Below are 23,416 nucleotides of genomic sequence, written 5' to 3'. Positions count from 1 at the left end.
ATTCCGTCCCGTCGCCGGCCCGCCCTACGGTGGTCCGGTGTCCGACCCCGGAGAGGTGCACACCCCGGCACAGCTCGCGGCGGCGCTCAACGCGCTCCGCGGCGACCGCTCGTACGCGGGTCTGGTCCGCGCGAATCCCGCGCTGCGCCGCAGCACCATCGGCGACCTGCTCTCGGGCCGTTCCGTGCCGGGCCTGGAGACGCTGCTCGCCTTCCTGAACGCGTGCGGGTTGGAGAAGCCGGCCGTGCAGCCGTGGCTGGCTGCCCGTGCGCGGGCCGCAGAGCTGCGCCGGCCGTCCGGGGCGTCACGGGTGCGGGACGTCTCGCCGCACCGGCTCGGCGTGCATCCGTCGATCCGGGTCGACTCGACCGTGGACGGCCTGCCGACGTACGTGCCCCGGGATTTTGACGTCGCGTTGCGTGGCGCGCTGACGCCCGGCTCGTTCGTGCTGCTGCGCGGCGGCTCGTCCACCGGCAAGACGCGCGCCCTGGTCGAGGCCGTGCAGGCCATGCTGCCCGACTGGTGGCTGGTGCACCCCGGCGACGACGCCGCGGTGCGTTCCTTCGCCGAGTCGCCCGCACCGCGTACGGTGCTGTGGCTCGACGAGTTCCAGCGCTATCCGATGTCACCGGGGTGCGTACGCGCCATGGTCGGGGCCGGTGTGGTGATGGTCGGCACGCTGTGGCCGGACGAGTACAACTGCCGGATCGCCGCCCGGACCCCCGGCCGCCCCGACCCCTACGACGACGACCGCCAGGTGCTGCGCCTCGCCCACGTGATCGACGTACCGGAAGCCTTCACACCGGCCGAGCGGCGGCAGGCGGAAAGCTTGGCCTCCGACAAGCGCCTGCGGATCGCACTGGACAGCACCGACGCCGGCGTCACCCAGACCCTGGCCGCCGGACCCGAACTGATCCGCTGGTGGTCCGCCGCCGACACCACCGACCCGCGGCAATGCCTGGGCCGGGCCGCGATCACCGCGGCCCTGGACGCCCGCCGCGTCGGCGCCCGCGCGCCCCTCACTCCGGCTTTCCTGACCGCGGCGATCCCCGCCTACTTGACCGCCACCCAGCGAGCCGTCGCCCCATCGGACTGGCTGTGCCAGGCCATCGCCTACGCAACTACCCGTCTGCACGGGGCCGCCGCCTGCCTGACCCCGGTAGGCACCGGCATGGGCACCCCCACGGGATACCTGGTAGCCGACTACCTGCACCAGCACGCCCGCCGCCGACGCCGCGCGGAGCCCCTGACCAACGCGGTCTGGCAGGCCTTGGTCGACCACCACCCCGACGACACCCTCGACCTGGCCGAAAGCGCCACCCGCCGCGGCCGCCCCGCCCACGCCCAGCAGTTCCGCGCCCGGATCCCCCGCGTCGAACTGCTCCGCAACTTCCTCGACGGCGAATGCCACCGCAAACTGGTGACGGCCGTCGGCAACGAGCCCCAGGATCGCGACGAGTACGCCAACGAACGCCTGAACGCCCTGCTGGCCAGCCGCGGCGACCTGGACGAACTACGCAACCGCGCCGACGCCGGCCGCCCCGGCGCGGCCCGCCACCTGATAGAGGCGCTGACCGCCCAGGGACACCTCGACGCCCTACAGGCCGAGATGCACGCCGGCACCCCACTGGCCGCCGACCGCGTGGCCGCCCTCCGATCGCGGCTCAGATATCGCACCGGCTTGCCGAGCGACTCCGCGTAGGCAATCTCCCGTCGGGTCGACTCCCCCAGATAGCCGCCCGGGTCCACGATGTACACCTCATCAGCCATGCGAATCTTTTGAAAATGCACGCCGCCCAGCCGTCCCCTCAGGTTGGCGCTATCGGCTGTCCAGTCGTAGCCGGGAAGGTCGGGGAGGCTGAACATTCCGAGGCTGATCACGACGCAACCTTCCATCGTGAGCCGCTGGTTGACCTCCCCGAACTCGGCCTCGAACCTGGTCGAGCCGCAGAGCGTGACGACCTTCGCCTCCCCCTCGCGAGACTGCTGGTCCTCCAGGACCGGCGGGCGAAAATGCATTTCTCCGTTTGTGTTGCGCTCCATAGGATCTCCGGTGATCAAGGGGGATGACACGGTGGGTGGTTTCCAGCAGTTCGTGGCCGATGTAACTTCGCGTCTGTCCGCGATGTCCAAGGGCGAGTTGTTCGTGGTCGGCGACGGTCTCGACCGGGACTCGCTCTGGCTCACCTTTCTCGAGTCCTTCCCGGCCGGCACCAATCTTCGGTTCCGCGAGCGTTCCGAGTACGACTGCTCGACCTGCCACGGGTTCGTCAAGAACTTCGGCAACGTCGTCGAGATCCACAACGGGCAGGTCCGCACCGTCTGGTCCGGGGTGTCGGCCTCCGACCCGGTCTTCTCCGTCGTCGCCGCCGCATTGGACGAATTCGTTCGTACGCTGCCGTTGTCCAGCGTTTTCCGGTCCGCCGAGGCGCAGTACGGGACGGCGACGACCCGGACGCTGCGCGACGGCCAGGTCGAGGTGTGGCAACACCTGCACGGCCGGGTCGAGAACCGGCATCGCACCAGGGACGTCGGCGCCGCCCGGGGCGCCTTCGACGCCGCGGTGCAGGTGTTCCAGCGTGGCCTGACCGAACTCGACCAGCACGCTCTGGACACGGTCGCCGGCCTCATCGACGACAACGCCCTTTACCGCGGCGCGGAGCATCGCCGGGCGGTGACCGAGTTCCGGTCGCTGCAGAACCGGTGGACGCAGGCGACGGACGGACGGGCCTTCGTGTTCGCCAACGCCCTGAACCCGGCGGCCCGGCTCCGTAACACCGTGATCGGCACCCTCGTCCAGGATCTCTCCGCGGGCGTCGACCTGGAGCAGGCCGTCCGGTCGTTCGAGACGAAGGTCGCGCCGCAGAACTACCAGCGCCCCACGGCGTTGATCACGCCGGCCATGGTCAAGGCCGCCATGAAGACCATCGACGAGCTGGGCATCGAGGAGTCGTTGCAGCGCCGGTTCGCCCGGCTGTCCGACGTGTCGGTGACCAACGTGTTGTGGGTCGACAACGACACCCAGTCGCGGATGAAGGACGGTATCGAAGGGCTGCTCATGCAGGCGGCCACGACCAGGTCGGCCGGTGCGCGCCTTCGTGACGCCAAGCCGGAGGAGATCCCCGTGGTCACCTTCATGAAGGACATCCTGCCCGGCGCCGCGACCATCGACCTGTGGGTCGCCAACCGCCACGAACCGCACCTCGTCAGTCTCACCACCGGCCGGCACCCGGCTGCCCCACGGCTGTTCGCCTGGGACAACGATTTCGGCTGGTCCTACGGCGGCAACGTCGCCGACTCGATCAAGGAGAAGGTCAAGCGGGCCGGCGGCAACGTCACCGGCAAGCTGCGGGTGAGCCTGTCCTGGTTCAACCACGACGACCTCGACCTGCACGTGTTCGAACCCAACGGCGACCACATCTGGTACGGGGACAAGCGCAGCAAACTGGACGTCGACATGAACGCGGGCGAGGGCTCCACCCGCGAGCCGGTGGAGAACGTCACATGGACCGGCCGCGTCCCCGACGGCGAGTACCGGATCGAGGTGAACCAGTACGACAGGCGGGAAAGCACCGGGGTCGGCTTCGTGATCGAGACCGAGAGCGACGGGAAGATCGAGCACTACAGCCACGAACGGGCGGTCGGCCACAAGGAGACCGTCGAGGTGGGCCGCATGACGGTCGCCGGCGAGAGGATCACCGCTTTCCGGCCGGGTAAGGACATGCAGCCGGGCAGCCTCGCCAGGGACCTGTGGGGCATCACCACCGAACAGTTCGTGCCGGTGTCGACCGTCATGTATTCGCCGAACTACTTCGACGACAGCGAGGTCGGCAACCGCCACTACTTCTTCATGCTGAAAGGGTGCGTGAACGACCAGCCGACCCGCGGGATCTACAACGAGTTCCTCCGCCGCGACCTGCAACCGCACCGCAAGGTGCTCGAGGTTCTCGGCGACCGCACCAAATGCGAGCCGTCCCCGGACCAGCTTTCCGGCCTCGGCTTCAGCTCCACGATCCGCAGCTCCGTGGTCGCCAAGGTGACCATGACCGGCGGCCGCCGCCACCTCATCAGCATTCAGTTCTGAACCCCGAGAAAGGCCACCGTGACCATCTTCGAAAAGGCCACGCGGGAGAAGTTCCGCTACCCGTCGACCAAGGGCCTGCTGACCACGGAACAGCTGTGGGAGCTTCCGCTGACCGCCAAGTCCGGCTTCAGCCTCGACGACGTGGCCAAGGCCGTCAACGCCGAACTCAAGGCCGTCGACACCGAGTCGTTCGTGGCCACCGAGACCAATCCGGCCAAGGCGACCTTGGCGACCAAGCTGGAGGTCGTCAAGCACGTCATCGCCATCCGCCTCGCCGAGGACCAGGCGGCGAAGGCGGCGGCGGCCAAGAAGCTGGAAAAGGAGAAGCTGCTCTCGGTTCTGGGCCGCAAACAGGACGCGGTCCTGGAGAACCTGACCGAGGCCGAGCTGCTGGCCCGGATCAACAACCTGTAACCCGTCGCCCCTCCGTGACACTCGCACAAGCGGGGACTCAGGCCGCTCGGTCATGGCGAGGACCGAGCGGCCGCCGTCGGCCGGGCGGGTCGGCGCAGCGACGGGTCAGCACGCTCGTGAACACCAATCCTTACCGGCTGGCGCCCGGCGTCGTCGTCGACATCGTTCGAAGATGACCTTGCTCGGGCGAGGCCGGGAATCGTACGCCCGTAAGGTCTTCTGAAGCGGCCCACAGACGCTGCTGAACGGCTACCTCGAGGGACTCGGGGCTCGAGATGACCAGCCGGGGGTGGCCCTTGACCTCGTAGCGTCCGCCGGGACCGTAGTACTGGCCGCCGAGCGCGGCCGGGTCGGTGGCGGCGCGCAGGGTCGGCAGTGCGCCCATCGCCGCATCCTGGGCGATCACCGGTGCGAGCCACGTGAGCGGGAGCCGCAGGGCCGCGGGGGCGTTGCGGGCGAGCTCGGTGCTGGACACGCCGGGGTGCGCGGCCAGGGCGACGGTGGTGCCGTGCGTGGCGAGCCGGCGCTGCAGCTCGTACGTGAACATCAGGTTGGCCAGCTTGGACTGACCGTAGGCGCCGACCCGGCTGTACGACTTCTCCCACTGCAGGTCGTCGAAGTGGATGTCGGCCCGGATGCGGTGGCCGGTGCTGCTGACCGTCACGACACGTGAGCCGGGCACGGGCAGCATCAGGTCGAGCAGCAGGCCGGTGAGCGCGAAGTGGCCGAGGTGGTTGGTGCCGAACTGCAGCTCGAAGCCGTCACGGGTGTTCTGCTTCGGGGTGTACATGACGCCCGCGTTGTTGATCAGCAGATCGAGCCGGTCGAGCCGGGACCTCAACGCCGCCGCTGCGCTCCGGACGGAGTCGAGCGAGGTCAGGTCGAGCGCCTGCACTGTCACGTCGCCGGTCATGCGGGCCGCGGCCTGCTCGCCCTTTTCGACGTTGCGCACGGCCAGGATCACGGACGCACCGCGCTCGGCCAGGGCCTTGGCGGTCTCGTACCCGAGGCCGGTGTTGGCGCCGGTCACCACGGCCACTCGCCCGTGCTGGTCAGGGATGTTCGCCGTCGTCCACTTCTCGCTCATGCCAGGCTCCTCATTAACGTACCGGAGGTATCTTGTCCCGATCGACGTTAAAGTACTCCCGGTACGTTGTCAACGTACCGACGGTACGTAAGTTAGGGTGGTGATCGTGAGTTCTCAGCGGGCTTTTCAGCGGGCGCGGACCGAGGAGCAGCGGGAGGTCCGTCGGCGGGCGATCCTCGACGAGGCGTCGGCGATGCTCGATGAGATGCCGGTGGCCGCGGTCACCCTCAACGAGCTCAGCCGCCGGGTGGGCCTGGCCAAGCCGAACGTGCTGCGCTACTTCGAGTCGCGTGAGGCGGTCCTGCTCGAGCTGCTCGACCGCTTCGTGCAGGAGTTCCTGACCGAGCTGGCCGGGGAGCTGGCCGCCGGCGTCGACGAGAATCTGCCCATGGCCGAGCGGGCGACGGCGGTGGCCGAGATCGTCAGCCGCTCACTCTCCGGACGGGTGGTGCTGTGCGACCTGTTCGGCGCCCAGGGCAGCGTGCTGGAGCACAACGTCTCCATCGAAGTCGTCGCCCGCTACAAGCGCGGCGCCCTGGAACGCCTGAACACGATGAGCGCGCTGATCCAGAAGTACCTGCCGGAGCTGGGCGAGAACTCGACCCTGTTCAGCCTGCAGGCGATGGTCGTGGCGGGAGCGCTGTCGGCCTACAGCACGCCCCCGCCCAGCCTGCTGGCCGCCTACGAGGCCGAGCCCGAGCTGGCCCGCTTCCACTTCAACCTGTACGACTCCTTGAAGCTGTCCCTGACCGCAACCCTGCTCGGCGTGCTGCCGCGCTGATTCGTCACGGACGGTTGGCCACGCCGTCGAGCCACAGCGTGTCGGAATCGTCGCGATGGGAGCCGGACGTCCCGACGTGCTTGTCGCTGATCTTGTCGCCGTTCTTGATCACATGGACCAGTGCCATGGCATGGCCCCGGCCGAGGCCGTAGTCGTCCTTCAGCCACTCGACGATCTGGCCCGCCTTGGTCGACGGCCCGTCGAGGCCGCGCTCGTGGGCCAGCGCCATGAACTGGCGAGGGGTCAGGCCGGTCTTGGCTTCGACGTTGTCGAGGTATGCCTGAAAGCTCATGGTCCTACCGTCCGTTGGTGGATCGCCTTGACGTGTCGTCAGACCGGGCCGAGGCAGGAAGATCATCGGTGCGATGCTGTGACGTGGCTCACGAGGCGGTCGAGGGTCGCATACCCGGCCGGCTCCCAGGTCGGCTTGCCACCGGGCAGGCCCAGGCGGCCGTTGCGTCCGATTCCGATCAGGCCGAGGGCGCGCAGGACGGCCCAGCCCCGGGCCCGGGTGACGGTGGCGTCGTCGGCTCGCTCATAGGTGTCGAAGAATCGGCTCGCCCCGCCGATGGGCAGCAGGATCCAGGCGGCCGAGAGGTCGGTGGCGGGGTCCCCGGCGCACATGTCGCCGAAGTCGACGACGCCGGCGAGTGTGCCGTCCCGGACGACCACATTGGCCGGATGCAGGTCGGCGTGCAGCCAGAGCGGCGGGCCGTCCCAGACCGGGGCGGCGAGCGCCTTCTCCCAGATCTCGTGGACGGCGTCCTCATGCGGATGGCCGTCGAGCAGCGCGAACCATTCGCCGCTCCTGCGGAACTCGGCCAGCGGGACTCCCCGCATCGGATTCAGCGGCGCGTCGGCCGGTGCCTCCTGGTGCAGCGCGCGGAGGAACTCGGCGAGGACCTCGGCCGCTCCGACGTCGGTGATCGGGCTTTGGTCGGCCGGGTCGCCCTCGACCCAGCGGGCGATCGTCCACACGTGCCCGAACAGGCTCGACGGCTCGCCTACACGCAGCGGGACCGGCGTCGGCAACGGCAGGCGTTCGGCCAGAACCGGCAACCACTTCTGTTCCGTACGGATGAGGTCCGGGGCATCTTCGGTGCGGGGTAATCGCACGGCCAGGTCGTCGCCGAGACGCCACATCTGGGCTCCCCAGCCGCCGTCGACGTCGCGCAGCTCGAGGTCGGCGAGGTCGGGATGCTGGTCGCGCAGGAGTGCCCGTACCAAATCTTGCTCGAACCTCATGCGCGCCGAGGCTAACAGCGCCGAGGCCCCGGCGTGGATCGGACGCCGGGGCCTCGGGCCGGATCAGAAGTTGGCGCTGACGCCGGTCTTCTTGCAGGCGGCGGTGAGGTCCGCGCCGGCCTTCTTCGCGGCCTCGCAGATCTCCTTGTCGGCCGGAGCCCCGGCGGCCGGATCCGCGGCCGCGGTGGTGGCGGCGACGCTGGTGACCATGGCCGCTGTCGGGGTGGTGGCAGCGGCGCTCGGGGTGTCCTCGCCACCACACGCGGCGACGAACATGAGGGACGCACCGACGAGGACGGCGGAGGCAACTCGCGAACGGATCACGGCGCGAGACAGTAACCGGCTCGTAGATCTAGATCAAATTAGATGGGCGTGCCCCCACGCAGGTGAGAAGGTTCCGTACACTCTCGTCCCTGTGAGACCACGTCACGTTTTTGTCGCCGCGCTCGTCGCCGCGTCGCTCACCCTCGGCGCCTGCTCGACCGCCGAGCCGGACACCCAGCCCGGCCCGTCGAAAGGCCCGGGCGCCGCGACAGAAGCGGCCAAGGTCAGCAGCGGCTGCCCGCTGCCGGTCGAGTTCGGCATCGCGGAATCGTGGAAGCCGAAGGCGGTGCAGGTCGAGGACGCCGACCTGCTGGCCGAACTGGCCCGCCGCGGCCCGCTGACGATGGCCTGCGAGATCGACGCGAAGCCGGCCGGCAACCTGGGATTCCTGCGCGTGTGGACGGGCGCGAAGGCGGACCTGCGTACGAGTCTGACCGCCTTCATCGGAAAGAAGGCCGAGGAGCCGGTCTTCACCGAGGTGAAGATCGCCGACCACGCGGCCGTGGAGGTCAGCTACCGCGAGAAGGCCACCCCCGAGGACCCGGCCGAGCTCGAGAAGGCGTTCATCGTGGAGACGGGCAAGGGGGTGGCGGTGGTGTCGCTGGACAGCCTCGACAGCGAGGAGCACGCCGAGATGCTGCCCGCCTACGAGCTGGCCAAGACCAGCCTCACCGTGACCGGCTGATCATCGAGCTGCTGCGCCCCCGCGCCCTGGCGCCCGGGGATCTCGTCGTCATCGCCGGAGGATTCCGTGACCTTTGCTCGTCTTGTCGCTACCGCGGCCGCTCCGCTCGACCTTGCCTCGGCGGACGCCCCGCAGGTGTTGCACTGGCCCGGACGCAGGCTGCTGGTGCAGCGTGGGGACACCGAGCTGGCCGTCCGCGACCTGGACGGGGAGGGGACAGGGGTCCGCTTCCCCGCGCCCTGGCCACACCGATACGGCACGGTGGCGGTCTCGCCTACGGGTGATCTCGCCGTGTTCGCCGGCGTCCACGCGTTACGAGCCGTGGATTCGACCGGCGCCGTACGGTGGGAAATCCGGCACGGTTGCTGGTCCGCCGCGGTGTGCACCGAGGCCCACGCCTCGTTCTCCGAGTATGCCGACGACTACCACCACGGCCACGCGGACAGCGGCTCGGCGGCCTTCTCCTCGGACGGCAAGCTCCTGTGGGCCCACATCCGTAATCGGACGGGACGCGACGTCGAGGAGGAATGGCTCATCCTCGACCCCACCGACGGCACGGTGCTGACCCGGGCCGAGACGATGACCGTGGGCTCGGGCTCCATCCATTTCCCCCATCCGAACCCGGCGTACATGGGGCTGACTGTCCTCGCGGGCGAAGAGGACTCGCCCGTGCTGTGGGGACACTTCGATGGCGCGAAGCTCACCTTCCAGCGGTTCGACGAGGAGGTCCTCCTCGCCGTGAACCCGTCCGGGGAGCTCTTCCTGACCACGGATCCCGGGCAGTGGTCCCTCTACCTGCACCGGGCCGAGGACGGTACGGAGCTGCGGCGTCTGAACGCCGAGGAAGCCGTGCCGCCTCCCTCAAGCGAGGACGGCGACCGCGTTTGCTGGGACTACGAGGCGGCGTTCCCGTACGACGACAACGCCGTGGTCGGCACCGACTACCACGCGCAGGTCCCCCGCCACTGGCTCGTCGATCCACGCACGATGGCCCTACGCGGCCGGATCACCTACCCCATTCCTGTCTCGGGATCTCCCCGATCGGCGGGACAGGGCGTCTGGTACACGGTCTCCAAGGACCAGACCACCCTCCACCTCTGGCAGCTGGCCGACGAGGACTGACTCGACGCGGCGCGGCCCCCGGTGGGGACTGGCGGGCCTCGTCCGCGCGTGGGCGTTTGACCCCGGGAGACGCTCGCGTTCATCGCTCGTCAGTGCCAGGGCGATGGATACCCGGGCACCACAAATGCAAGATCAGGCGCACTGATCTGCCGCAGAGAAGGCGCGACGCCAGGTTCTCGTAAGGTCATGAGCCGTCCTTGCCTGCCCATCAAACGTCCCCGATGCGCAGAACGGGTCCCTGTCGCACGACGTCCGCAGGGTGGGTGACGTCGCCGCGATGCCGGACTCAGGAAATGACGGTAATGGGAGCGCGGTGAGCCCCGCGACTGCGCCTCAGGCGGTCCGCGGGAATGTGCCTCCGCTCCTCAGACGGTCCAGCTCGGTGAGGTACATCGACTGCATGCGGTCGAAGTGGTGGACCAGCAGCGTCAGCTCGTCGACGCTGTAGCCCTCGATGAGCCGTTGCGCCTGGTCAGCGAAGCGCTCGTACGGTTGTTCCAGCTCGGGTGCCCGCTCTGGTCGCAGGGTGACGATCACGCGCCGCCGGTCGGCCGGGTCGCGTTCGGCGGTCACCCAGCCTGCCTGCTGCAGGCGGCGGAGCATGCTGGTTACCGCGCCGGTGGTCAGGTTGGTTCGTTCGGCGATCTGGCCCGCGGTGGCCGATTCGACGTCGGCCAGGTAGTCCAGGCACTCCAGGTCGCTTACGGTGAGGCCCAGCCGGTCGGCGATGGCGTACCGGAACACCATGGACAGGCGCGACGTCTCGCGGCCGGCGCGCATGAGGTCGGCGATCGCGGACGTCCGGGCCGGCTCGTGGGGCATGGTCGCAATCATGCCTCCGGCACGGTGACGCGGTGCAGCCTAGGTAGCACGCGGGTCAGCACCCAGTGTGGTGCGGCCGCGGCCCCGGTGAGGCGGCGCATCAGGGTGGCGGCCGTGTCTACGGCGCGGAAGGCGTACGGGATCATCTCTTCCTGATAGGCGGCGATCGCCTCCTCGACCGGGATGCCGCTCGTCCGGGCCTGGACGAGTCGGTGGCCGAGCAGGGCGGCGTCGCGGAGGGCGGTGTTGCCGCCGTGAGCGCCGAACGGTGGCATGGCGTGCACGGCGTCGCCCATCATCGTTGCCCGGGGCACGGCCCACCGGGTGGGGCGGCGGCCGGTGGTGAAGAGGTTGAGCACCGTGGCGTCCCATTCGGCCGTGCCTACCAGCCGGCGGATGAGGGGGTGGAAGTCGGCGCTCATCCGGACGGCCAGTTTTCGCAGCGCCAGCACGTCGCCGCGTACGCCCATGGGTACCTCGTTCTGCTGGAGCAGCAATCCCCACATGACGTAGTCGTCGCCGGTGGGTGCGTAACTGCCCGGGGCCACACGCGCGAACGCCACGCGCGGGTCTTCGCCGAACCGCATGGACGTGAAGAAGAATGCGCGGCCAGGCTGGTCAGCGATGGCCAGCACCCCGCTCGTACGCAGAGCGTCCGGGATGATGCTGCCGCCGTCGTAGCGCAGGGGCGATCGGCCGTAGACGCCGGCCATCGGGGTGTTCGCGGGTTCGGCGTCCGGCGTGAGCTGCGCGCGCAGGGCCGAGCCGACGCCGTCCGCGCCGACGACGACGGAGGCCGCGGTGGCGCTGCCGTCGGAGAACCGTAGTCGCAGCCCGGCCGGGCCGCCGTTGTCCACCGCGACCGCGGACTTGCCGTAGTGGATGCGTCCGTCCAGCCCGGACTGCAGGATCGTACGCAGGGTGAGCCGGTCGACCTGTCGGGTCGCGTGCGGCTCGTCCTTGAAGTTGATGGTGAACGCGTTCCGCAGTCGGGCGTCGGTGAAGCGCAGGTGGCCGCCGGGCTCGTCGCCGGTGGCCAGCGCCAGGCGGTACAGCGGGCGGGGCAGGCTCTCCTGCAGCGCCTCCAGCCCGTACCGGTCGAGGATGATCCGGTAGCCCTGCCGCCGTACGAAGGGGCCGGGGTCCCGCTCGTAGACGTGCACGTCGATGCCGGCGCGGGTCAGGTATTGGGCGAGACAGAGGCCGGAGAGGCCGGCGCCGGCGATCGCTACCGAGAAGTCGGTCGATATGCCCATGCGGTTATCTTAATGACTAAGATGATTTGAGCAAGCTCAGTGAGTGGCGCTTCTCGAAGTGGTGACGATCCAGGCGGCCCGCTGGGGCGTGACGAGCGAGCTCAGCTCCGGGTCGGTGAGCAGCGTCAACGGGGCGATGCCCAGCGGGTCGTCACTGCGCCAATGCGGAACTGCCGCGGCCACGACCGACCAGGCTGTATCGGTGTCGCCTGAACGTGCGAGCTCACGGGCGCGGTCGAGAGACGCGGTGAAGTCGGACGGCTCGGGCGAGACCGGCGCGTCGCCGGAATCGCCGAGGGCCTGTTCCACGAGCCGCCTCGCCCAGGCGCCGGATTCCCGCTTCAGGAACAGTGGCACGAGCTCGGCGCGAACCCGCCCGGCCCCCACTGCTTCGATCACGTGCGGATGACCGAGGACGTCGTTGCGGATTCTGTGATGCACGTCAGGCTGCCGGAACGCCGCGAGAACGACGGAGAGGTACTGGCCCGCTCCGGACCCTTTACGAGCGGCCGACTCGAACCGCTCGGCCGCCCCCGCTGCATCGCCTCGCAGTGCCATCAGTCGCCCCTCGGCAACCAGCTCAGCCGCCCCGGCCGGTTCGATCGCGCGCCCGTCCCGGGCATTGAGCTCCTCGAACTCTTCCCGCTCGGCGGCGACCAGATCGGCGAACGAAACGAAACGGTCGCCCAGACCCGGGTACCACGACGCCCAGACGTACGCCGCCCACTCCCCGTTCCCGTTGACGTCGGCGGGGTCGAGCAGCCAGTAGCACGCGTCCGCGTCGGCGGACACCAGCAGCGCCCGGGCCATCAGCTCGTAGTCCTCGTCGTCCTCGTCGCACAGGTCGGGCTCGAGGTCGCGCACCCAGCCGACGTCGGCCGTGGTCCGCATCGTCCAGACGAACGGACCCATCTCGAGCCACCCGTCGGAGGCTTGCAGGAAGGCACGGTATCCCGGGGGAAGCGGCGTCCCGAGCCGCTCTTCGACGGCGGCGAGAGCGTCCGGACCCGCGCCGGCGAATCCGAGCCATCCGGAGGCGCGCCGTTCGCTTCCCAGCCCGGCAAGCCGATCAGCGTCGGCGGCACGGAGGAAATCCGCGCTGTACTCGGCGAGGTAGCCCCGCCACTGCTCGGCCGTGTCGGGCCGTCCGCTCGAAACCACGGCCCCACCCTACGAAGTGCGGGCCAGGACCGGGACACGATGTCACTTGCCTCGTGCGACGAGCGCCACACCGCTTGAACGGATTGCCGCCGGCCCCGTTGCAGTTAAACGAACCCAAGGGTCCGTTTTCTGTGACGGGAGAAGTTGTGAACGAGAATCTGGTGTGGGACGCGTTGACCGGGGTGCAGCGCGAGTTCGCCGAACTTCACGAAGGGGCCGGCCGGTACGTGGCCGGGGTCGCGCCGCTGTCCGCGGTGCGGGACTGGCATGACGAGCAGGCCTGGCGCGATCTCGCCGAGCTGGCCGGGCCGGGGCAGGTCGTGGTGCTGGCCGGCGGGGGCGTCCGGGTGCCGTCGTCGTGGCGAGTGGTCAACCAGGGGCAGGGACTCGTGCTGGCCGCGTCGAACGTCGACTCGACGGAAGTCGGCGAAGCGGTCGTGCTCGGCCCGGCCGACGTGCCGGAGATGCTCGACCTGGCCGGGCGCACGGGGGTCGGGCCGCTCACGCCCCGGGCGGTTGAACTCGGGACGTTCCTCGGCACCCGGCGGGACGGGCGGCTCGTGTCGATGGCCGGGGAGCGGATCCGGATCCCGGGCTGGACCGAGATCGGCACCGTCGCCACCGATCCGGACTATCGCGGACAGGGGCTGGCGGGCCACCTCGTACGGGCGCTCACCGGGGTGGTGCGCGGGCGTGGCGACGAGGCATTTCTGCACGTCGCCACGCACAACACCGACGCGATCCGGCTCTACGACCGGCTCGGCTTCACGACCGAGGGAAAGACCGGGCACATCGCCGCGATCACCCCGGCCGAAGTCTGAAGCCCGGAGCGGGCTTCAGACTTCGCGCGCGGCTTCAGGCCAAGATCAAGCGCGGGGTGAGTGCCAGAGCCGAGGTCCGAGGTCGGGGGCTGAACTGTCGGCTCAGGCGACAGCGGCGAAGCCGCCGTTCCAGGAGAGCTTCTCGCCGGCGGCCAGGCTGATCTGCAGGAAGGCCAGCGCCTCGAGCTCGCGCGCCCGCTTGAGCGAACCGGCGTCGACGGCGCGCAGGCCGGCCGCGCGGACGAAGTCGGCCACGGCGGTCTTGGCGTCGGCGTCGTCGCCGGCGATCAGGACGGCGGTGGTCTCGGTGCCGACCGAGCCGGTCGCCAGCGTGCCGGCGAAGTTGGTGTTGAAGGCCTTGACGACCTTGGACTGCGGGAGCGCGGAAGCCAGCTCGGCAGCGGCGGAGCCGTCGGCCGGGACGGTCAGGCCGTCGAAGGTGGCGAAGTCGACGGGGTTGGTGAGGTCGACCACGATCTTGCCGGCCAGCTCGGCGCCGCGGGTGGCGACGATGTCGGCGAGCGCGGCGTGCGGGACGGCGAGGATCACGATGTCGCCTGTGACGGCTTCGCCGGTGCTGGCGGTGTTGAGCTGCTGGACGGTGTTGCCGCCCTTGGCGACCAGGCCGCCGATCGCCTGACCCATGTTGCCGGTGCCGAGGATGCTGATGTTCGCCATGGTGACCTCCAGGCCATTTGGTTGTTGGTACAACCATGGCATGGCGAGCTAGGTTGTAGCAACAACTAATCGCGTGGGAGAATTGTGACCGTGGACACCTGGCTCGACGAAAAACAGAAGGCCGCCTGGGTACGCCTGGCGGCCGTGCTCGAACTGCTGCCGGCCGCCCTCGACTCCCAGTTGCGGCGCGACGCCCAGCTCACCCACTTCGACTACTTCGTGCTGGCCATGCTCTCCGAGGCGCCGAACCGTACGCTGCGCATGACCGCGCTGGCCGAGCTCACCACCGCGACGCTGGCCCGGCTCTCCCACGTCGTGCAGCGTCTCGAGACGCGGGGCCTGCTCGAACGCTTCCCGTGCCCCGAGGACAAGCGCGCCACCAACGCACGGCTGACCGGGGCCGGCTGGCAGAAGGTGGCCGAGTCGGCTCCCGGCCACGTCGCGACCGTGCGCGAGAACGTCATCGACGCACTCTCCCCCGAGCAGGTCGCCCAGCTCACCGATATCGCGGACGCGATCCTGCACCGCCTCGACCCCGACCGCGCCCGCGCCGCGATCTACGAGCGGTACGACTGAGCTGTAAAGGAAGCTTGACACCTCGACGACCCACCTCGTACGGTGTAAAGCGTCCTTTACACCGCAGGCGAAGGAGGGGTGCCGTGCAAGCGGTCAACGAGCTCAAGATGACGGCTCGGTTCGCGCTCTGGACCGTCGCGTGGGCGGCGACGGTCGCGCTGGCCAAGTTCGGTCCGCAGGGCCTATGGGACCCGGATCAGCGGGCGGTGAGCTGGGCCGCCGTCGCGGTCAACTTCGCCGTCGGCATCGGCTGGATCGTGGCCTTCACGCGCCTCCTCCGCGGGCTCGACGAGCTGCAGCGAAAGATCATGCAGAACGCGCTGGCCGTCACGCTCGGGGTCGGGTGGGTGGTCGCCTTCGCCTACTTCGTCGCCGACGCGGCCGGGATCGCCCGCGACGTGAACATCGCCGTCCTGCCCGCGCTGATGGGCGGCGTCTTCGTGCTCGCCTTCGCCGTCGGCAAGATCCAATATCGATGAAGAACCGGCTCACGGACCTGCGGGCCGACCGCGGCTGGACGCAGGGCGACCTGGCCCTGCACGCGGGCGTCTCCCGCCAGACGATCAACGCCATCGAGAAGGGCAAGTTCGACCCGAGCCTGCCCCTGGCGTTCCGCCTGGCCAAGCTGTTCAGCCTGACGATCGAAGAGATCTTCCTCGACGATCAATGACGGGTTCAGCGGCCGTCGCGATTCGCATCGCCCTCCGGCCGCGACGAGCTGGTTCCATCCTGGATGCTGGAAAAGCCCGGACCGGGGTCGTACGGTGTTTGTCGATGACGCGCTCGTGGTGGCACTGGCTGCTCGGCTGGCTCGGGTTCGTGGCGTTCGTGGCCACGCTGGTCTTCTATGTCGCCAGCGGGCTGCTCGCCCCGGGCTGGGCCGTGGCGCTGCTGCTCGTCGTCTGGCTCCTGCTGCTGGTCGTCGCGATTCGACTGCTGCGGCAGCGGCGGCCGCTGTGGGTGCTCCCTCTGCCCGTGGTCTCGTGGCTGATCTGGTTCCTCGCACTGTCGGCCGGTGAGGCCTGGCTCGGCTGGACGGGCTGAAGCGCGACGTCCGAATCTCGCTAGCGGTGCGGGCGCCGAGACGGTGGGATCAGAGCATGAACTCTCCACGCGTGCCCGGGGCCGCCGTCGTTGCCGCCTCAGTCACGGTCGTTCTCTGGGCCTCGGCGTTCGTCGGGATCCGGGCCGCGGCACCGCACTTCTCCCCCGGCTCGCTCGCCCTCGGCCGGTTGCTGGCCGGTTCGGTCGTGCTGGTGGCGTTCCTCGCGATCCGCCGCCAGGGTCTGCCGCCGCGAGCCGCCTGGCCGGGCATCATCATCTCGGGCGTGCTCTGGTTCGGGCTCTACATGGTCGCGCTGAACTGGGGCGAGGAACTCGTCGACGCCGGGACCGCCGCGATGGTCGTGAACGTCGGTCCCGCGCTGATGGCGTTGCTGGCCGGGTGGCTGCTGAACGAGGGGTTCCCGCCGCGGCTGCTGGCCGGCATCGCGGTGTCGTTCGCCGGGGCGGTCGTCGTCGGCCTGTCGATGTCGGGCGGCGGGCAGTCCTCCGTGCTCGGCGTGCTGCTGTGCCTGGTCGCCGCGATCACGTACGCCGCCGGGGTCGTCGCGCAGAAGCCCGCCCTCAAGCACGCGTCGGCGTTGCAGGCCACCACGTTCGGCTGCCTGATCGGCGCGGTCGCGTGCCTGCCGTTCGCCGGCCGCCTGGTCGACGACATCGCAAGCGCTCCCATGAGCGCCACCCTCAACGTGATCTACCTCGGGGTCTTCCCCACGGCCATCGCGTTCACAACCTGGGCGTACGCCCTGGCGCGCTCGACCGCGGGCAAGATGGGCTCCACCACGTACGCCGTCCCGGTGGTCGTCATCCTGCTGAGCTGGGTGCTGCTCGACGAGGTGCCGCGTGCGCTGGCCATCGCCGGCGGGGCGCTGTGCCTGGCCGGGGTGGCGGTGTCCCGGAGCCGGCCACGAAAGCCGGCCCCGGAACGCGTCACGTCGCCGCACCGGTGACAGTGCTTCCCGACTTCGTGACGTAGTAGGTGAGCTTCGCGCCGCTCCAGAAGTGCAGTGTCAGCGTGGTCCGCGCGCCGTCGTTCACGTCGGCGAAGAACTCGGGCGTGAGCGTGACCGTGCCCGCCGAGTAGTTCGGCAGGAACGTGTACGCGAACTCCTTGAACGACGTCCAGTTCTGCGGGCCGGCGTTGCTGCCGTCGGCGTACTTCGCCTCCATCGTGGCGAGCCGGTCGCCGCGGAAGGTCACCGGGAACGCGTACGAGGCGGTGGTTCCGCCGGCGGCACTCGCAGTCGGGGGATCGTACGAGATGAGGTTGATCCGCCACGGCACGCCCGCGTCGAACACGACCGTGAGACGCGCGTTGACGCCGTAGTCGCGCGCGCCGGCCAGGCGGGTCAGCAGGGCGGCCGTGAACGTGAGCTGGTCGCCGCTGATCGTGTAGTCGGTGCCCCGTACGAGATCGGTGGTGTTGTGCCGCAGACCCGTGAACGTGCGGCCGTTCAGGTTCAGCGTGACGGTCCTGGCCGTGATCGTGCCGGACTTCGCGAGGAACACCTGGTCGGTCGACGCGGTGCCGGAACGGGTCGTCGCCCTGATGTAGGAGGCGAGCTCGGTGTCGCGCCAGGTCAACGCCGTACGGTCGAAGTGCTGGCCGTTGTCCCAGAGCATCGTGGTGATGTTCTTCTGGCGCGCGTAGTAGGCCAGGTATTCGAAGAACTTGAGCTTCTCGCCCTGCTCGACGGCGTCGAGGGAACGGTCGAAGCCGAGCAGGCCCCACTCGCCGAGGATCACGGGGATGCCGCGGGCCGTGAACGTGGCTGCCGCGCGGTCGAAGTATCCGATCAGGTCGGCCTGTGTGGTCGCGTCGAACGTGGTGGTGCCGGCGATGTTCACGCTGAACGGCCAGTAGCCGTAGTAGTGAACGGTGGCGGCGAGGTTGCGGTCGTTCAGGGCGGTGATCGTGGTGGCGAGATTGTCGAGATGAACCTGATCGGCCGAGGTGTGCAGGGTCGGGAGGACCAGAAGGCGGGTCGCATTACCGCCGCCACTGCCGCGGACGATGCTGTGGAAACTCGTGTTGAGCTGGTTCAGGTAGGTGGCGCTCTGGGACTCGTCGCTGAACTGGGGCTCGTTGATGCTCTCGAAGACCAGCTTGGCGTCGTGATTGCGGAACGTGGTGGCGATCTGGGTCCAGGTCGCGTCGAAGCGGCTCTTGGCGCCGGGCATCGCGTTGAGCCACTGCCAGGAGTCGTGATGGACGTTGATCATCACGTAGAAGCCGTCGGCGAGGGCCCAGTCGACCACCTCTTTGACCCGGGCCAGGTAGGCGGACTCGATCGTGTAGTCAGAGGCCTGGTGCTGACCCCAGGTGACGGGGATGCGGATGCTCTTGAAACCCTGGGCTTTGATGCCTTCGAGCAGGGCCTCGGTGATGCGGGGATTGCCCCAGGAGGTCTCGTCGGCGCCGGTCGCGTCGAGCGAGTTGCCCAGGTTCCAGCCGGGTTGCATGGCTGCCACGATCGCGGCGGCGTTGCCAGGTTCGCCGGTCGGGGGCGCCGTGGTCGGGATTGCGTTTCCGGTACACATCACACCGTTCAACGCGAAATCAGTGGGTGCGGGGTTGGTGCCGGTCCAACTTCCGTTGAAGCCGAAGCTTGTCGTGGCGCCGGTGGTGATCGTGCCGTTGTAGCTGAGGTTCGTGGCGGTGACGGCCGTTCCGGAGGTGGTTACGGCGGCGTTCCAGGGCTGAGTTACGCGCTGCCCGGCCGGGAAGGTCCAGTTGAGACGCCAGCTTGTGACGGTGTCGCCGAGGTTGGTGACGGCTACGTTCGCGGTGAAGCCGCCGTTCCACTGGGCGCTGATCGTGTAGACGACCTTGCATCCGGCCGCGGCGGCATTGGCGGCGGCGATGGCCGTCCAAAGGCCGAGCAGGGTCAGCAGGGCTGTGAGGGCGGCCAGGGCCGCGCGTCTCGGTCTGCGGGACATGACGATCCTCTATCCGCATGAGGCTCTTGGGGAAAGCGCACGTTAGCGGGCAGTTTCAAGAGACGTCAATCGATGCGTACGGAATTATGGGAGCGCTCCCAATTTGGGTTGGGGCTCTTGAAAGGGGGTGGACAGGGTCGTACTATGCGCAGTCTTTGTGAGCGTTCACACGCATCCGCGTGAATCGCCGATCATGAAGATGCGCTTACGGCCGAACCGGCCCCGAGCGCTGGTCAACGCTTGTGGCGCCGGTCGCGGGACGGCTTCCAGCCGTTAGCGGTGAGGGCCGACCTCACTTCTCGGACCAGACCCGGAAAGTCTGAGCGCGGTCGAGGCCTGCCCGCGGATTCTCGGTGCGGGCATCCGGTTCGTGCGGCCCGGATCCGCGGGGTCCAGGCCCTTGACGGTCCGGCGCAGTTCACCCGGGCCGCCCACCGCTGTGGTGCCGCTGCGGCGCGGCCGGTTGCGGCGACCGGACTCGGAGTGATCATGGGATGGAGGCCCCTGTGCTCCTGGGATGAGACCTGTCGCCCGGCCCTCACGACGGCGAATGGGGGCGGGTCGACCTGGAACCGTCACTCGGCATGAGAACTTGTCAGCGCGACAGGCGGCACCACGGGGCGGGCCCGGCTGGGAAGCCGGCGACAAGCACCATGCTGCACCACTACGCCGGCCCGACTGGGGCACCCCGCCACCGCAACCTGCCGCACGAAGCGGAAGCTCGACTCGGGACCGCCCACGACAGACCTCCGCGCCGAAGCTGTCCAGCCCAGACGTTTTGGACGTCAGTCGAGCAACCAGCCTGAGAGGGATTGGGCGGCGGGGGTGAGCGAGACTGCCAGGACGGCCGTGGTGGCCAGGGTTGAGAGGATCAGGGCCCTGGTCAGTCGGCGATCGCCGCGGCCGTAGCCGAGCAGGAACAGCATGGCCGAGCTGAACAGGCCCAAGCCGGCCGACATCGGGGCGGACGAGACGAACATGCCTACCAGGAGGAACCACCACCGGCCGGCGGCGATGTCGGCGTCCTCGGTGAAGGCATCGCCCTGGGCTGGGATGTACCAGTGGCCGGCGATATCGGCGGCGCGGAAGAGCGCCAGCAGCACACAACCGACATAGACCAGAGCGAAGACCCACTCCAGAAAAACCACCAACCGCACAGCAGAGCGCTCGTGAGCCGGAACTTTTCTGCGGGCCGCCACCGTGGTCACCGCCACATCATAGTCAGGCGAGATCAACTCGGATCGACGGCTGGCGCGGCCCGCTGCGAGCGCGCGGCCCCACTGCGAGCGCGCGGCCCGGTGGGAGCGCGCGGCCCGGTGGGAGCGCGCGGCCCCACTGCGAGCGCGCGGCCCGGTGGGAGCGCGCGGCCCCGCTGCGAGCGCACTGCCTCGCCCTGGTCAGGGAAGCACGATCGGGCCAGGGCTGAGGCGACGGCGGCGCCCCGGGCAGACGAACGGCGACGAGGAGCCGGCCCCGGGCGCGGGACGGCTGCGTCGCGGCTCTCTCTCGGAGGGTGGGGCTACGGCTCGGGGTCCGGGTAGGCGAAGACGTCGTCGAGGGGCACCCGGAACACCCGCGCGATCTGGAACGCCACCTCGAGGGACGGCGAGTAGCGGCTCTGCTCGATGGCGATGATGGTCTGGCGGGTCACTCCGATGCGATCGGCCAGCTCGGCCTGGGTCATCTCGCCGTGCGTGAAGCGCAGCGCCCGGATCGAGTTGGTGACCCTGGTCGGTTTGCCCACGTTTTACCAACCCCGCCGGTACGCCACGATCTTCACGCCCGCCGAGGCCAGCGCGGCCAGGACGAACGCCAGGTAGAGCGTGTGAGCGATCCAGAAATGCTCGGCTTTCGCCATGGTGAGGACCAGGGGCACGATCGCGGCGATGCTCATGACGTAGAAGCCGACGTGCTCGCCTCGGCGGTTGATCTCGCGGTCGCGTTCGTCGGTGCGGCCGGCGTCTCGGGGCGAGGCCATGGCGGCGGCGATGCCCAGGATGATGCCCGCGGCGATGCCGACGCCGATCGCGGTCAGCATGGGCCCGACGTAGGCGATGTTCGCGACGTCGGTTTCTTGGATCTTGGACAGGACGATGACCAGGTAGACGACCGGGATCACGACGCCGACGACGGCGTAGGTCCAGGCGCGCTTCTCTTCCGAGGACATGTCGCGCTCCCCCTGTGCAAGAAACTTGACACGTCGAACGTAAAACAGAGCTGACACGATGTCAATGATTTTTAACATGACTAGCGAGCGGACAGGGCGGCTCCGGCTCGGGTGAGGACGACGTTCAGGACTCGGGCCGCGGCGTCGCGGTCTTCGGCGCGGAGGTCGCCCCAGAGGTCCGCGGTGAGGGTCGCGGTGGCGGAGCGGACCCGCAGCCACAGGGAACGGCCGCTCTCGGTGGGCTCGAAAGCGTGGGCGGCGGTCTCGCGCAACAGGCCCTTAGCGGCCAACTCGGACAGCAGACGGCCCGCGGTGGCCCCATCGGTCCGGAGGGCCTCGGAGATCCGCGCGGCAAGCCGGCCGACCGGCACGGCACCAGGGCCGACGGGGCCGACAGGACTGACAGGGCCGACAGAGCCGACAGAGCTGGCGGGGCCGACAGAGCTGACGGGGCTGGCGGGGCCGACAGAGCTGACGGGGCTGGCGGGGCTGACAGAGCTGGCGGGGCCGACAGGGCCGACGGTCAGGGTGAGGGCGACCCACTGCGGCTCGGTGAGGCCGGTGCCGGACAGCTCGCGTTCGAGCAGGGCATTGAGCGCCTTCTCGGTGCGCCCGATGAGCTGGGCACCGAAGGGGATCTCGGGCATGACGCCTCCAGAATCGTTAGTCTGACTAACGCCGACCGTAAGTCGTTAGTGCCACTAACGCAAGTGATAGGGTCGCCTGATGAACGAGGAGGCCGGAGCGACGATCCAAGATGCCGGCACCGCGCCGGCCAGACCGAGGACCGCTCGCGAGGGCACCGCGGAGCGGTTGCAACGACTGCCCACGCGGCTGTTGTCGTTGGCTGCCCTGCGGTCCGATCGACTGGTAACCGAGGCGTTGGCGCGCGTTGACGCCCGGAAGTGGCACTACGCGGTTCTGGCCACGCTGGAACAGTTCGGCGCGGCCAGTCAGGCTCAGCTCAGCGACCGCACCCGCATCTACAGCAGCGACCTCGTCTCGGTGCTCAACGAGCTGGCCGACGGCGGCTTCGTCGAGCGCGGACCCGACCCGGCCGATCGGCGCCGCAATGTTGTCAGCCTGACCGCGGCCGGAAAGCGGCGGCTGCGCAAGCTCGACAGGGTGGTGGCCGCGGTTCAGGATGACGTCTTCGGCCCGCTCGACGCGACTCAACGCGGGCAGCTCGCTCGGCTGCTCACCGTTCTGGTCGATTCGGAAGGTGCCTGAGAGATGACAGCACAGCTCGAGCGGATGATCGCCGCACAGCCCGAGGCCATCGAGAGCCTCGCCGATCCCGGACTGACCGCCGAGGCCGCGAGTCGGCTGGCGGGGGCGCGACGGGTCTGGCTGATCGGCACGGGAACGAGCCTGCACGCGGCCGAACTGGGAGCGGCCGAGTTCACCGCGGCGGGCCTCGACGCGCGGACCTTCGCGGCGAACGCGTTCACGGCGGGTGTTCTGCGCGACGGGGACGCCGCTGTCGTCATCAGTCACACGGGCACGACCGCGTACGCCCGGCGCAGCCGTCAGATTCTGCTCGACGAGAAGGTGCCGCTGGTCGGCGTGACCGGGCCTGACGCCGAGTGGCCCGAGGCGGTTCGCACTCCGGTGGTCGAGGCGTCCGAGACCTACACGGTCAGTTACACGACGGCGCTGACCGTGCTCGCTCAGCTCGCCTATCACCTGGGCGCTCGCGGCGGCGGGCCGCAGGCGGTACGGGAGACCGCGCGGGCGCTCGGCGACGAGCCGGGTGACGTTCCGCTACCCGCACGGGCGATGGCGATCGTCGGGCCCGGGCTGTGGTCGGTCACCGCTCGTGAAGGGGCGCTGAAGATCCGGGAAGGCGCGCGCATCCTGTGTGAGGGCTTCGATCCTGATCGGTTGTTGCACGGCGGCGCTGTCCCCTACACAGCGGCCGACACCCTGCTGGTGCTGCAGCCCACGGCCGACCCGGACGAGCTGACGACGGCGCTGCGGCACGCCGCCGTCCTCGAACGGATGCAGGTGGCGACGCTGACCGCCCCGACCTCCAGCGGATCGGCTCTACTCGACCAGATCCCGATGACCGTTCTCCTGCAACGGCTGGCGCTGCGGTTCGCCCGCCAGCGCGGCCAGAACGCCGACGTCGCCATCACCGGCGCCTGGGCCGACCACGACCTGTGGCCCACCGAATGAGCCTTCGAAGCGG

General features: G+C 69.4%; 27 protein-coding genes. 14 read left to right on the top strand and 13 right to left on the bottom strand.

The genetic code is table 11. From position 1 onward, the window contains the following. The first annotated feature begins 37 nt into the window (after positions 1-37). The 3 genes from EER30_RS20210 (at position 38) to EER30_RS20195 (ending at position 4,498) form a co-directional block, all read left to right on the top strand. Positions 38-1,702, top strand: a complete 1,665-nt coding sequence (locus EER30_RS20210; protein ID WP_127502062.1) for a P-loop NTPase family protein — start codon at positions 38-40, stop codon at positions 1,700-1,702. Positions 1,703-2,074: 372 nt separating this feature from the next. Further along, entirely contained in the window at positions 2,075-4,084 is a 2,010-nt protein-coding gene (locus tag EER30_RS20200; protein ID WP_127502233.1) for a YfaP family protein, read from the top strand. Between the two features lie 18 nt (positions 4,085-4,102). Continuing rightward, positions 4,103-4,498 (top strand): hypothetical protein, encoded by a 396-nt coding sequence (locus EER30_RS20195; RefSeq protein ID WP_127502061.1) that lies wholly within the window; start codon positions 4,103-4,105, stop codon positions 4,496-4,498. Positions 4,499-4,628: 130 nt separating this feature from the next. On the opposite strand, the gene EER30_RS20190 is transcribed toward EER30_RS20195, so the two are convergent. Continuing rightward, positions 4,629-5,585, bottom strand: coding sequence for an SDR family NAD(P)-dependent oxidoreductase (locus EER30_RS20190; protein ID WP_127502060.1), 957 nt, complete (start codon positions 5,583-5,585; stop codon positions 4,629-4,631). A 106-nt stretch (positions 5,586-5,691) separates the two neighbouring features. Here EER30_RS20190 and EER30_RS20185 point away from each other — a divergent pair, with 106 nt between their 5' ends. Next, complete coding sequence (locus EER30_RS20185) at positions 5,692-6,366, top strand: TetR/AcrR family transcriptional regulator (protein ID WP_127502059.1); 675 nt, start codon at positions 5,692-5,694, stop codon at positions 6,364-6,366. Between the two features lie 4 nt (positions 6,367-6,370). Here EER30_RS20185 and EER30_RS20180 read toward each other — a convergent pair whose 3' ends face one another. From EER30_RS20180 to EER30_RS20170, 3 genes are all read right to left on the bottom strand, one after another. Then, the gene (locus EER30_RS20180) at positions 6,371-6,658 is read right to left on the bottom strand and encodes a DUF4287 domain-containing protein (RefSeq protein WP_127502058.1); all 288 of its coding nucleotides are present in this window, start codon (positions 6,656-6,658) and stop codon (positions 6,371-6,373) included. A 62-nt stretch (positions 6,659-6,720) separates the two neighbouring features. After that, positions 6,721-7,611: an aminoglycoside phosphotransferase family protein gene (locus EER30_RS20175; protein ID WP_127502057.1), complete on the bottom strand. Its 891-nt coding sequence runs from the start codon at positions 7,609-7,611 to the stop codon at positions 6,721-6,723. Positions 7,612-7,674: 63 nt separating this feature from the next. Continuing rightward, positions 7,675-7,935: a hypothetical protein gene (locus tag EER30_RS20170; RefSeq protein WP_127502056.1), complete on the bottom strand. Its 261-nt coding sequence runs from the start codon at positions 7,933-7,935 to the stop codon at positions 7,675-7,677. 91 nt (positions 7,936-8,026) lie between these two features. Here EER30_RS20170 and EER30_RS20165 point away from each other — a divergent pair, with 91 nt between their 5' ends. Together EER30_RS20165 and EER30_RS20160 are read left to right on the top strand one after the other, a co-directional pair. After that, positions 8,027-8,620, top strand: a complete 594-nt coding sequence (locus EER30_RS20165; protein ID WP_127502055.1) for a lipoprotein — start codon at positions 8,027-8,029, stop codon at positions 8,618-8,620. A 66-nt stretch (positions 8,621-8,686) separates the two neighbouring features. Beyond that, positions 8,687-9,742: a hypothetical protein gene (locus EER30_RS20160; protein WP_127502054.1), complete on the top strand. Its 1,056-nt coding sequence runs from the start codon at positions 8,687-8,689 to the stop codon at positions 9,740-9,742. 333 nt (positions 9,743-10,075) lie between these two features. On the opposite strand, the gene EER30_RS20155 is transcribed toward EER30_RS20160, so the two are convergent. From EER30_RS20155 to EER30_RS20145, 3 genes are read right to left on the bottom strand one after another with little or no spacing between them, the layout of a single operon-like run. Continuing rightward, on the bottom strand, positions 10,076-10,564 hold the full coding sequence (locus EER30_RS20155; protein WP_240670171.1) for a MarR family winged helix-turn-helix transcriptional regulator: 489 nt from the start codon (positions 10,562-10,564) through the stop codon (positions 10,076-10,078). A gap of 8 nt (positions 10,565-10,572) precedes the next feature. After that, entirely contained in the window at positions 10,573-11,820 is a 1,248-nt protein-coding gene (locus EER30_RS20150; protein ID WP_127502052.1) for an FAD-dependent oxidoreductase, read from the bottom strand. 36 nt (positions 11,821-11,856) lie between these two features. After that, positions 11,857-12,981 (bottom strand): SMI1/KNR4 family protein, encoded by a 1,125-nt coding sequence (locus EER30_RS20145; protein WP_127502051.1) that lies wholly within the window; start codon positions 12,979-12,981, stop codon positions 11,857-11,859. 146 nt (positions 12,982-13,127) lie between these two features. Between EER30_RS20145 and EER30_RS20140 the strand changes: the two genes are divergently transcribed. Next, the gene (locus tag EER30_RS20140; protein WP_205650317.1) at positions 13,128-13,802 is read left to right on the top strand and encodes a GNAT family N-acetyltransferase; all 675 of its coding nucleotides are present in this window, start codon (positions 13,128-13,130) and stop codon (positions 13,800-13,802) included. Positions 13,803-13,904: 102 nt separating this feature from the next. Here EER30_RS20140 and EER30_RS20135 read toward each other — a convergent pair whose 3' ends face one another. Further along, a complete protein-coding gene (locus tag EER30_RS20135) occupies positions 13,905-14,480 on the bottom strand; it encodes an NADPH-dependent F420 reductase (protein WP_127502049.1) in 576 nt (191 codons plus the stop codon). Between the two features lie 90 nt (positions 14,481-14,570). Here EER30_RS20135 and EER30_RS20130 point away from each other — a divergent pair, with 90 nt between their 5' ends. The 5 genes from EER30_RS20130 (at position 14,571) to EER30_RS20110 (ending at position 17,068) form a co-directional block, all read left to right on the top strand. Continuing rightward, a complete protein-coding gene (locus EER30_RS20130) occupies positions 14,571-15,056 on the top strand; it encodes a MarR family winged helix-turn-helix transcriptional regulator (RefSeq protein WP_127502048.1) in 486 nt (161 codons plus the stop codon). Between the two features lie 83 nt (positions 15,057-15,139). After that, positions 15,140-15,535, top strand: coding sequence for a hypothetical protein (locus EER30_RS20125; RefSeq protein ID WP_127502047.1), 396 nt, complete (start codon positions 15,140-15,142; stop codon positions 15,533-15,535). Next, positions 15,532-15,726, top strand: a complete 195-nt coding sequence (locus EER30_RS20120) for a helix-turn-helix transcriptional regulator (RefSeq protein ID WP_127502046.1) — start codon at positions 15,532-15,534, stop codon at positions 15,724-15,726. Before EER30_RS20125 ends, EER30_RS20120 begins: the two co-directional genes overlap by 4 nt. Before the next feature lie 104 nt (positions 15,727-15,830). Beyond that, the gene (locus tag EER30_RS20115) at positions 15,831-16,100 is read left to right on the top strand and encodes a hypothetical protein (protein WP_127502045.1); all 270 of its coding nucleotides are present in this window, start codon (positions 15,831-15,833) and stop codon (positions 16,098-16,100) included. Positions 16,101-16,156: 56 nt separating this feature from the next. Next, positions 16,157-17,068 (top strand): DMT family transporter, encoded by a 912-nt coding sequence (locus EER30_RS20110; RefSeq protein WP_205650315.1) that lies wholly within the window; start codon positions 16,157-16,159, stop codon positions 17,066-17,068. Here EER30_RS20110 and EER30_RS20105 read toward each other — a convergent pair. From EER30_RS20105 to EER30_RS47150, 5 genes are all read right to left on the bottom strand, one after another. After that, positions 17,049-19,058 carry a cellulase family glycosylhydrolase gene (locus tag EER30_RS20105; protein ID WP_127502044.1) on the bottom strand — a complete coding sequence of 670 codons (2,010 nt, stop codon included), beginning with the start codon at positions 19,056-19,058 and terminating at the stop codon, positions 17,049-17,051. The genes EER30_RS20110 and EER30_RS20105 overlap by 20 nt on opposite strands. A gap of 785 nt (positions 19,059-19,843) precedes the next feature. Continuing rightward, on the bottom strand, positions 19,844-20,266 hold the full coding sequence (locus EER30_RS20100; protein ID WP_127502043.1) for a hypothetical protein: 423 nt from the start codon (positions 20,264-20,266) through the stop codon (positions 19,844-19,846). 311 nt (positions 20,267-20,577) lie between these two features. Continuing rightward, entirely contained in the window at positions 20,578-20,802 is a 225-nt protein-coding gene (locus EER30_RS20095; protein WP_127502042.1) for a helix-turn-helix domain-containing protein, read from the bottom strand. A 3-nt stretch (positions 20,803-20,805) separates the two neighbouring features. Beyond that, a complete protein-coding gene (locus EER30_RS20090; protein ID WP_127502041.1) occupies positions 20,806-21,225 on the bottom strand; it encodes a hypothetical protein in 420 nt (139 codons plus the stop codon). Positions 21,226-21,305: 80 nt separating this feature from the next. Then, complete coding sequence (locus EER30_RS47150; protein WP_164842402.1) at positions 21,306-21,872, bottom strand: helix-turn-helix domain-containing protein; 567 nt, start codon at positions 21,870-21,872, stop codon at positions 21,306-21,308. A 79-nt stretch (positions 21,873-21,951) separates the two neighbouring features. Here EER30_RS47150 and EER30_RS20075 point away from each other — a divergent pair, with 79 nt between their 5' ends. Together EER30_RS20075 and EER30_RS49720 are read left to right on the top strand one after the other, a co-directional pair. Continuing rightward, entirely contained in the window at positions 21,952-22,455 is a 504-nt protein-coding gene (locus EER30_RS20075; protein ID WP_127502038.1) for a MarR family winged helix-turn-helix transcriptional regulator, read from the top strand. A 3-nt stretch (positions 22,456-22,458) separates the two neighbouring features. After that, complete coding sequence (locus EER30_RS49720; protein WP_349290880.1) at positions 22,459-23,403, top strand: SIS domain-containing protein; 945 nt, start codon at positions 22,459-22,461, stop codon at positions 23,401-23,403. Positions 23,404-23,416: the final 13 nt, after the last annotated feature.

Origin of the sequence: Actinoplanes solisilvae, assembly GCF_003999975.1 — a bacterium.
GTDB lineage: Bacteria > Actinomycetota > Actinomycetes > Mycobacteriales > Micromonosporaceae > Actinoplanes > Actinoplanes solisilvae.
This window is presented reverse-complemented; position numbering and strand designations above follow the sequence as displayed.

Coding starts and splice junctions, on each gene's coding strand:
- EER30_RS20155 (WP_240670171.1), bottom strand. CDS start 10,564: ATGCCCCACGAGCCGGCCCGGACGTCCGCGATCGCCGACCTCATGCGC.
- EER30_RS20120 (WP_127502046.1), top strand. CDS start 15,532: ATGAAGAACCGGCTCACGGACCTGCGGGCCGACCGCGGCTGGACGCAG.
- EER30_RS49720 (WP_349290880.1), top strand. CDS start 22,459: ATGACAGCACAGCTCGAGCGGATGATCGCCGCACAGCCCGAGGCCATC.
- EER30_RS20105 (WP_127502044.1), bottom strand. CDS start 19,058: ATGTCCCGCAGACCGAGACGCGCGGCCCTGGCCGCCCTCACAGCCCTG.
- EER30_RS20110 (WP_205650315.1), top strand. CDS start 16,157: ATGAACTCTCCACGCGTGCCCGGGGCCGCCGTCGTTGCCGCCTCAGTC.
- EER30_RS20150 (WP_127502052.1), bottom strand. CDS start 11,820: ATGGGCATATCGACCGACTTCTCGGTAGCGATCGCCGGCGCCGGCCTC.
- EER30_RS47150 (WP_164842402.1), bottom strand. CDS start 21,872: ATGCCCGAGATCCCCTTCGGTGCCCAGCTCATCGGGCGCACCGAGAAG.
- EER30_RS20175 (WP_127502057.1), bottom strand. CDS start 7,611: ATGAGGTTCGAGCAAGATTTGGTACGGGCACTCCTGCGCGACCAGCAT.
- EER30_RS20180 (WP_127502058.1), bottom strand. CDS start 6,658: ATGAGCTTTCAGGCATACCTCGACAACGTCGAAGCCAAGACCGGCCTG.
- EER30_RS20135 (WP_127502049.1), bottom strand. CDS start 14,480: ATGGCGAACATCAGCATCCTCGGCACCGGCAACATGGGTCAGGCGATC.
- EER30_RS20190 (WP_127502060.1), bottom strand. CDS start 5,585: ATGAGCGAGAAGTGGACGACGGCGAACATCCCTGACCAGCACGGGCGA.
- EER30_RS20075 (WP_127502038.1), top strand. CDS start 21,952: ATGAACGAGGAGGCCGGAGCGACGATCCAAGATGCCGGCACCGCGCCG.
- EER30_RS20115 (WP_127502045.1), top strand. CDS start 15,831: ATGACGCGCTCGTGGTGGCACTGGCTGCTCGGCTGGCTCGGGTTCGTG.
- EER30_RS20090 (WP_127502041.1), bottom strand. CDS start 21,225: ATGTCCTCGGAAGAGAAGCGCGCCTGGACCTACGCCGTCGTCGGCGTC.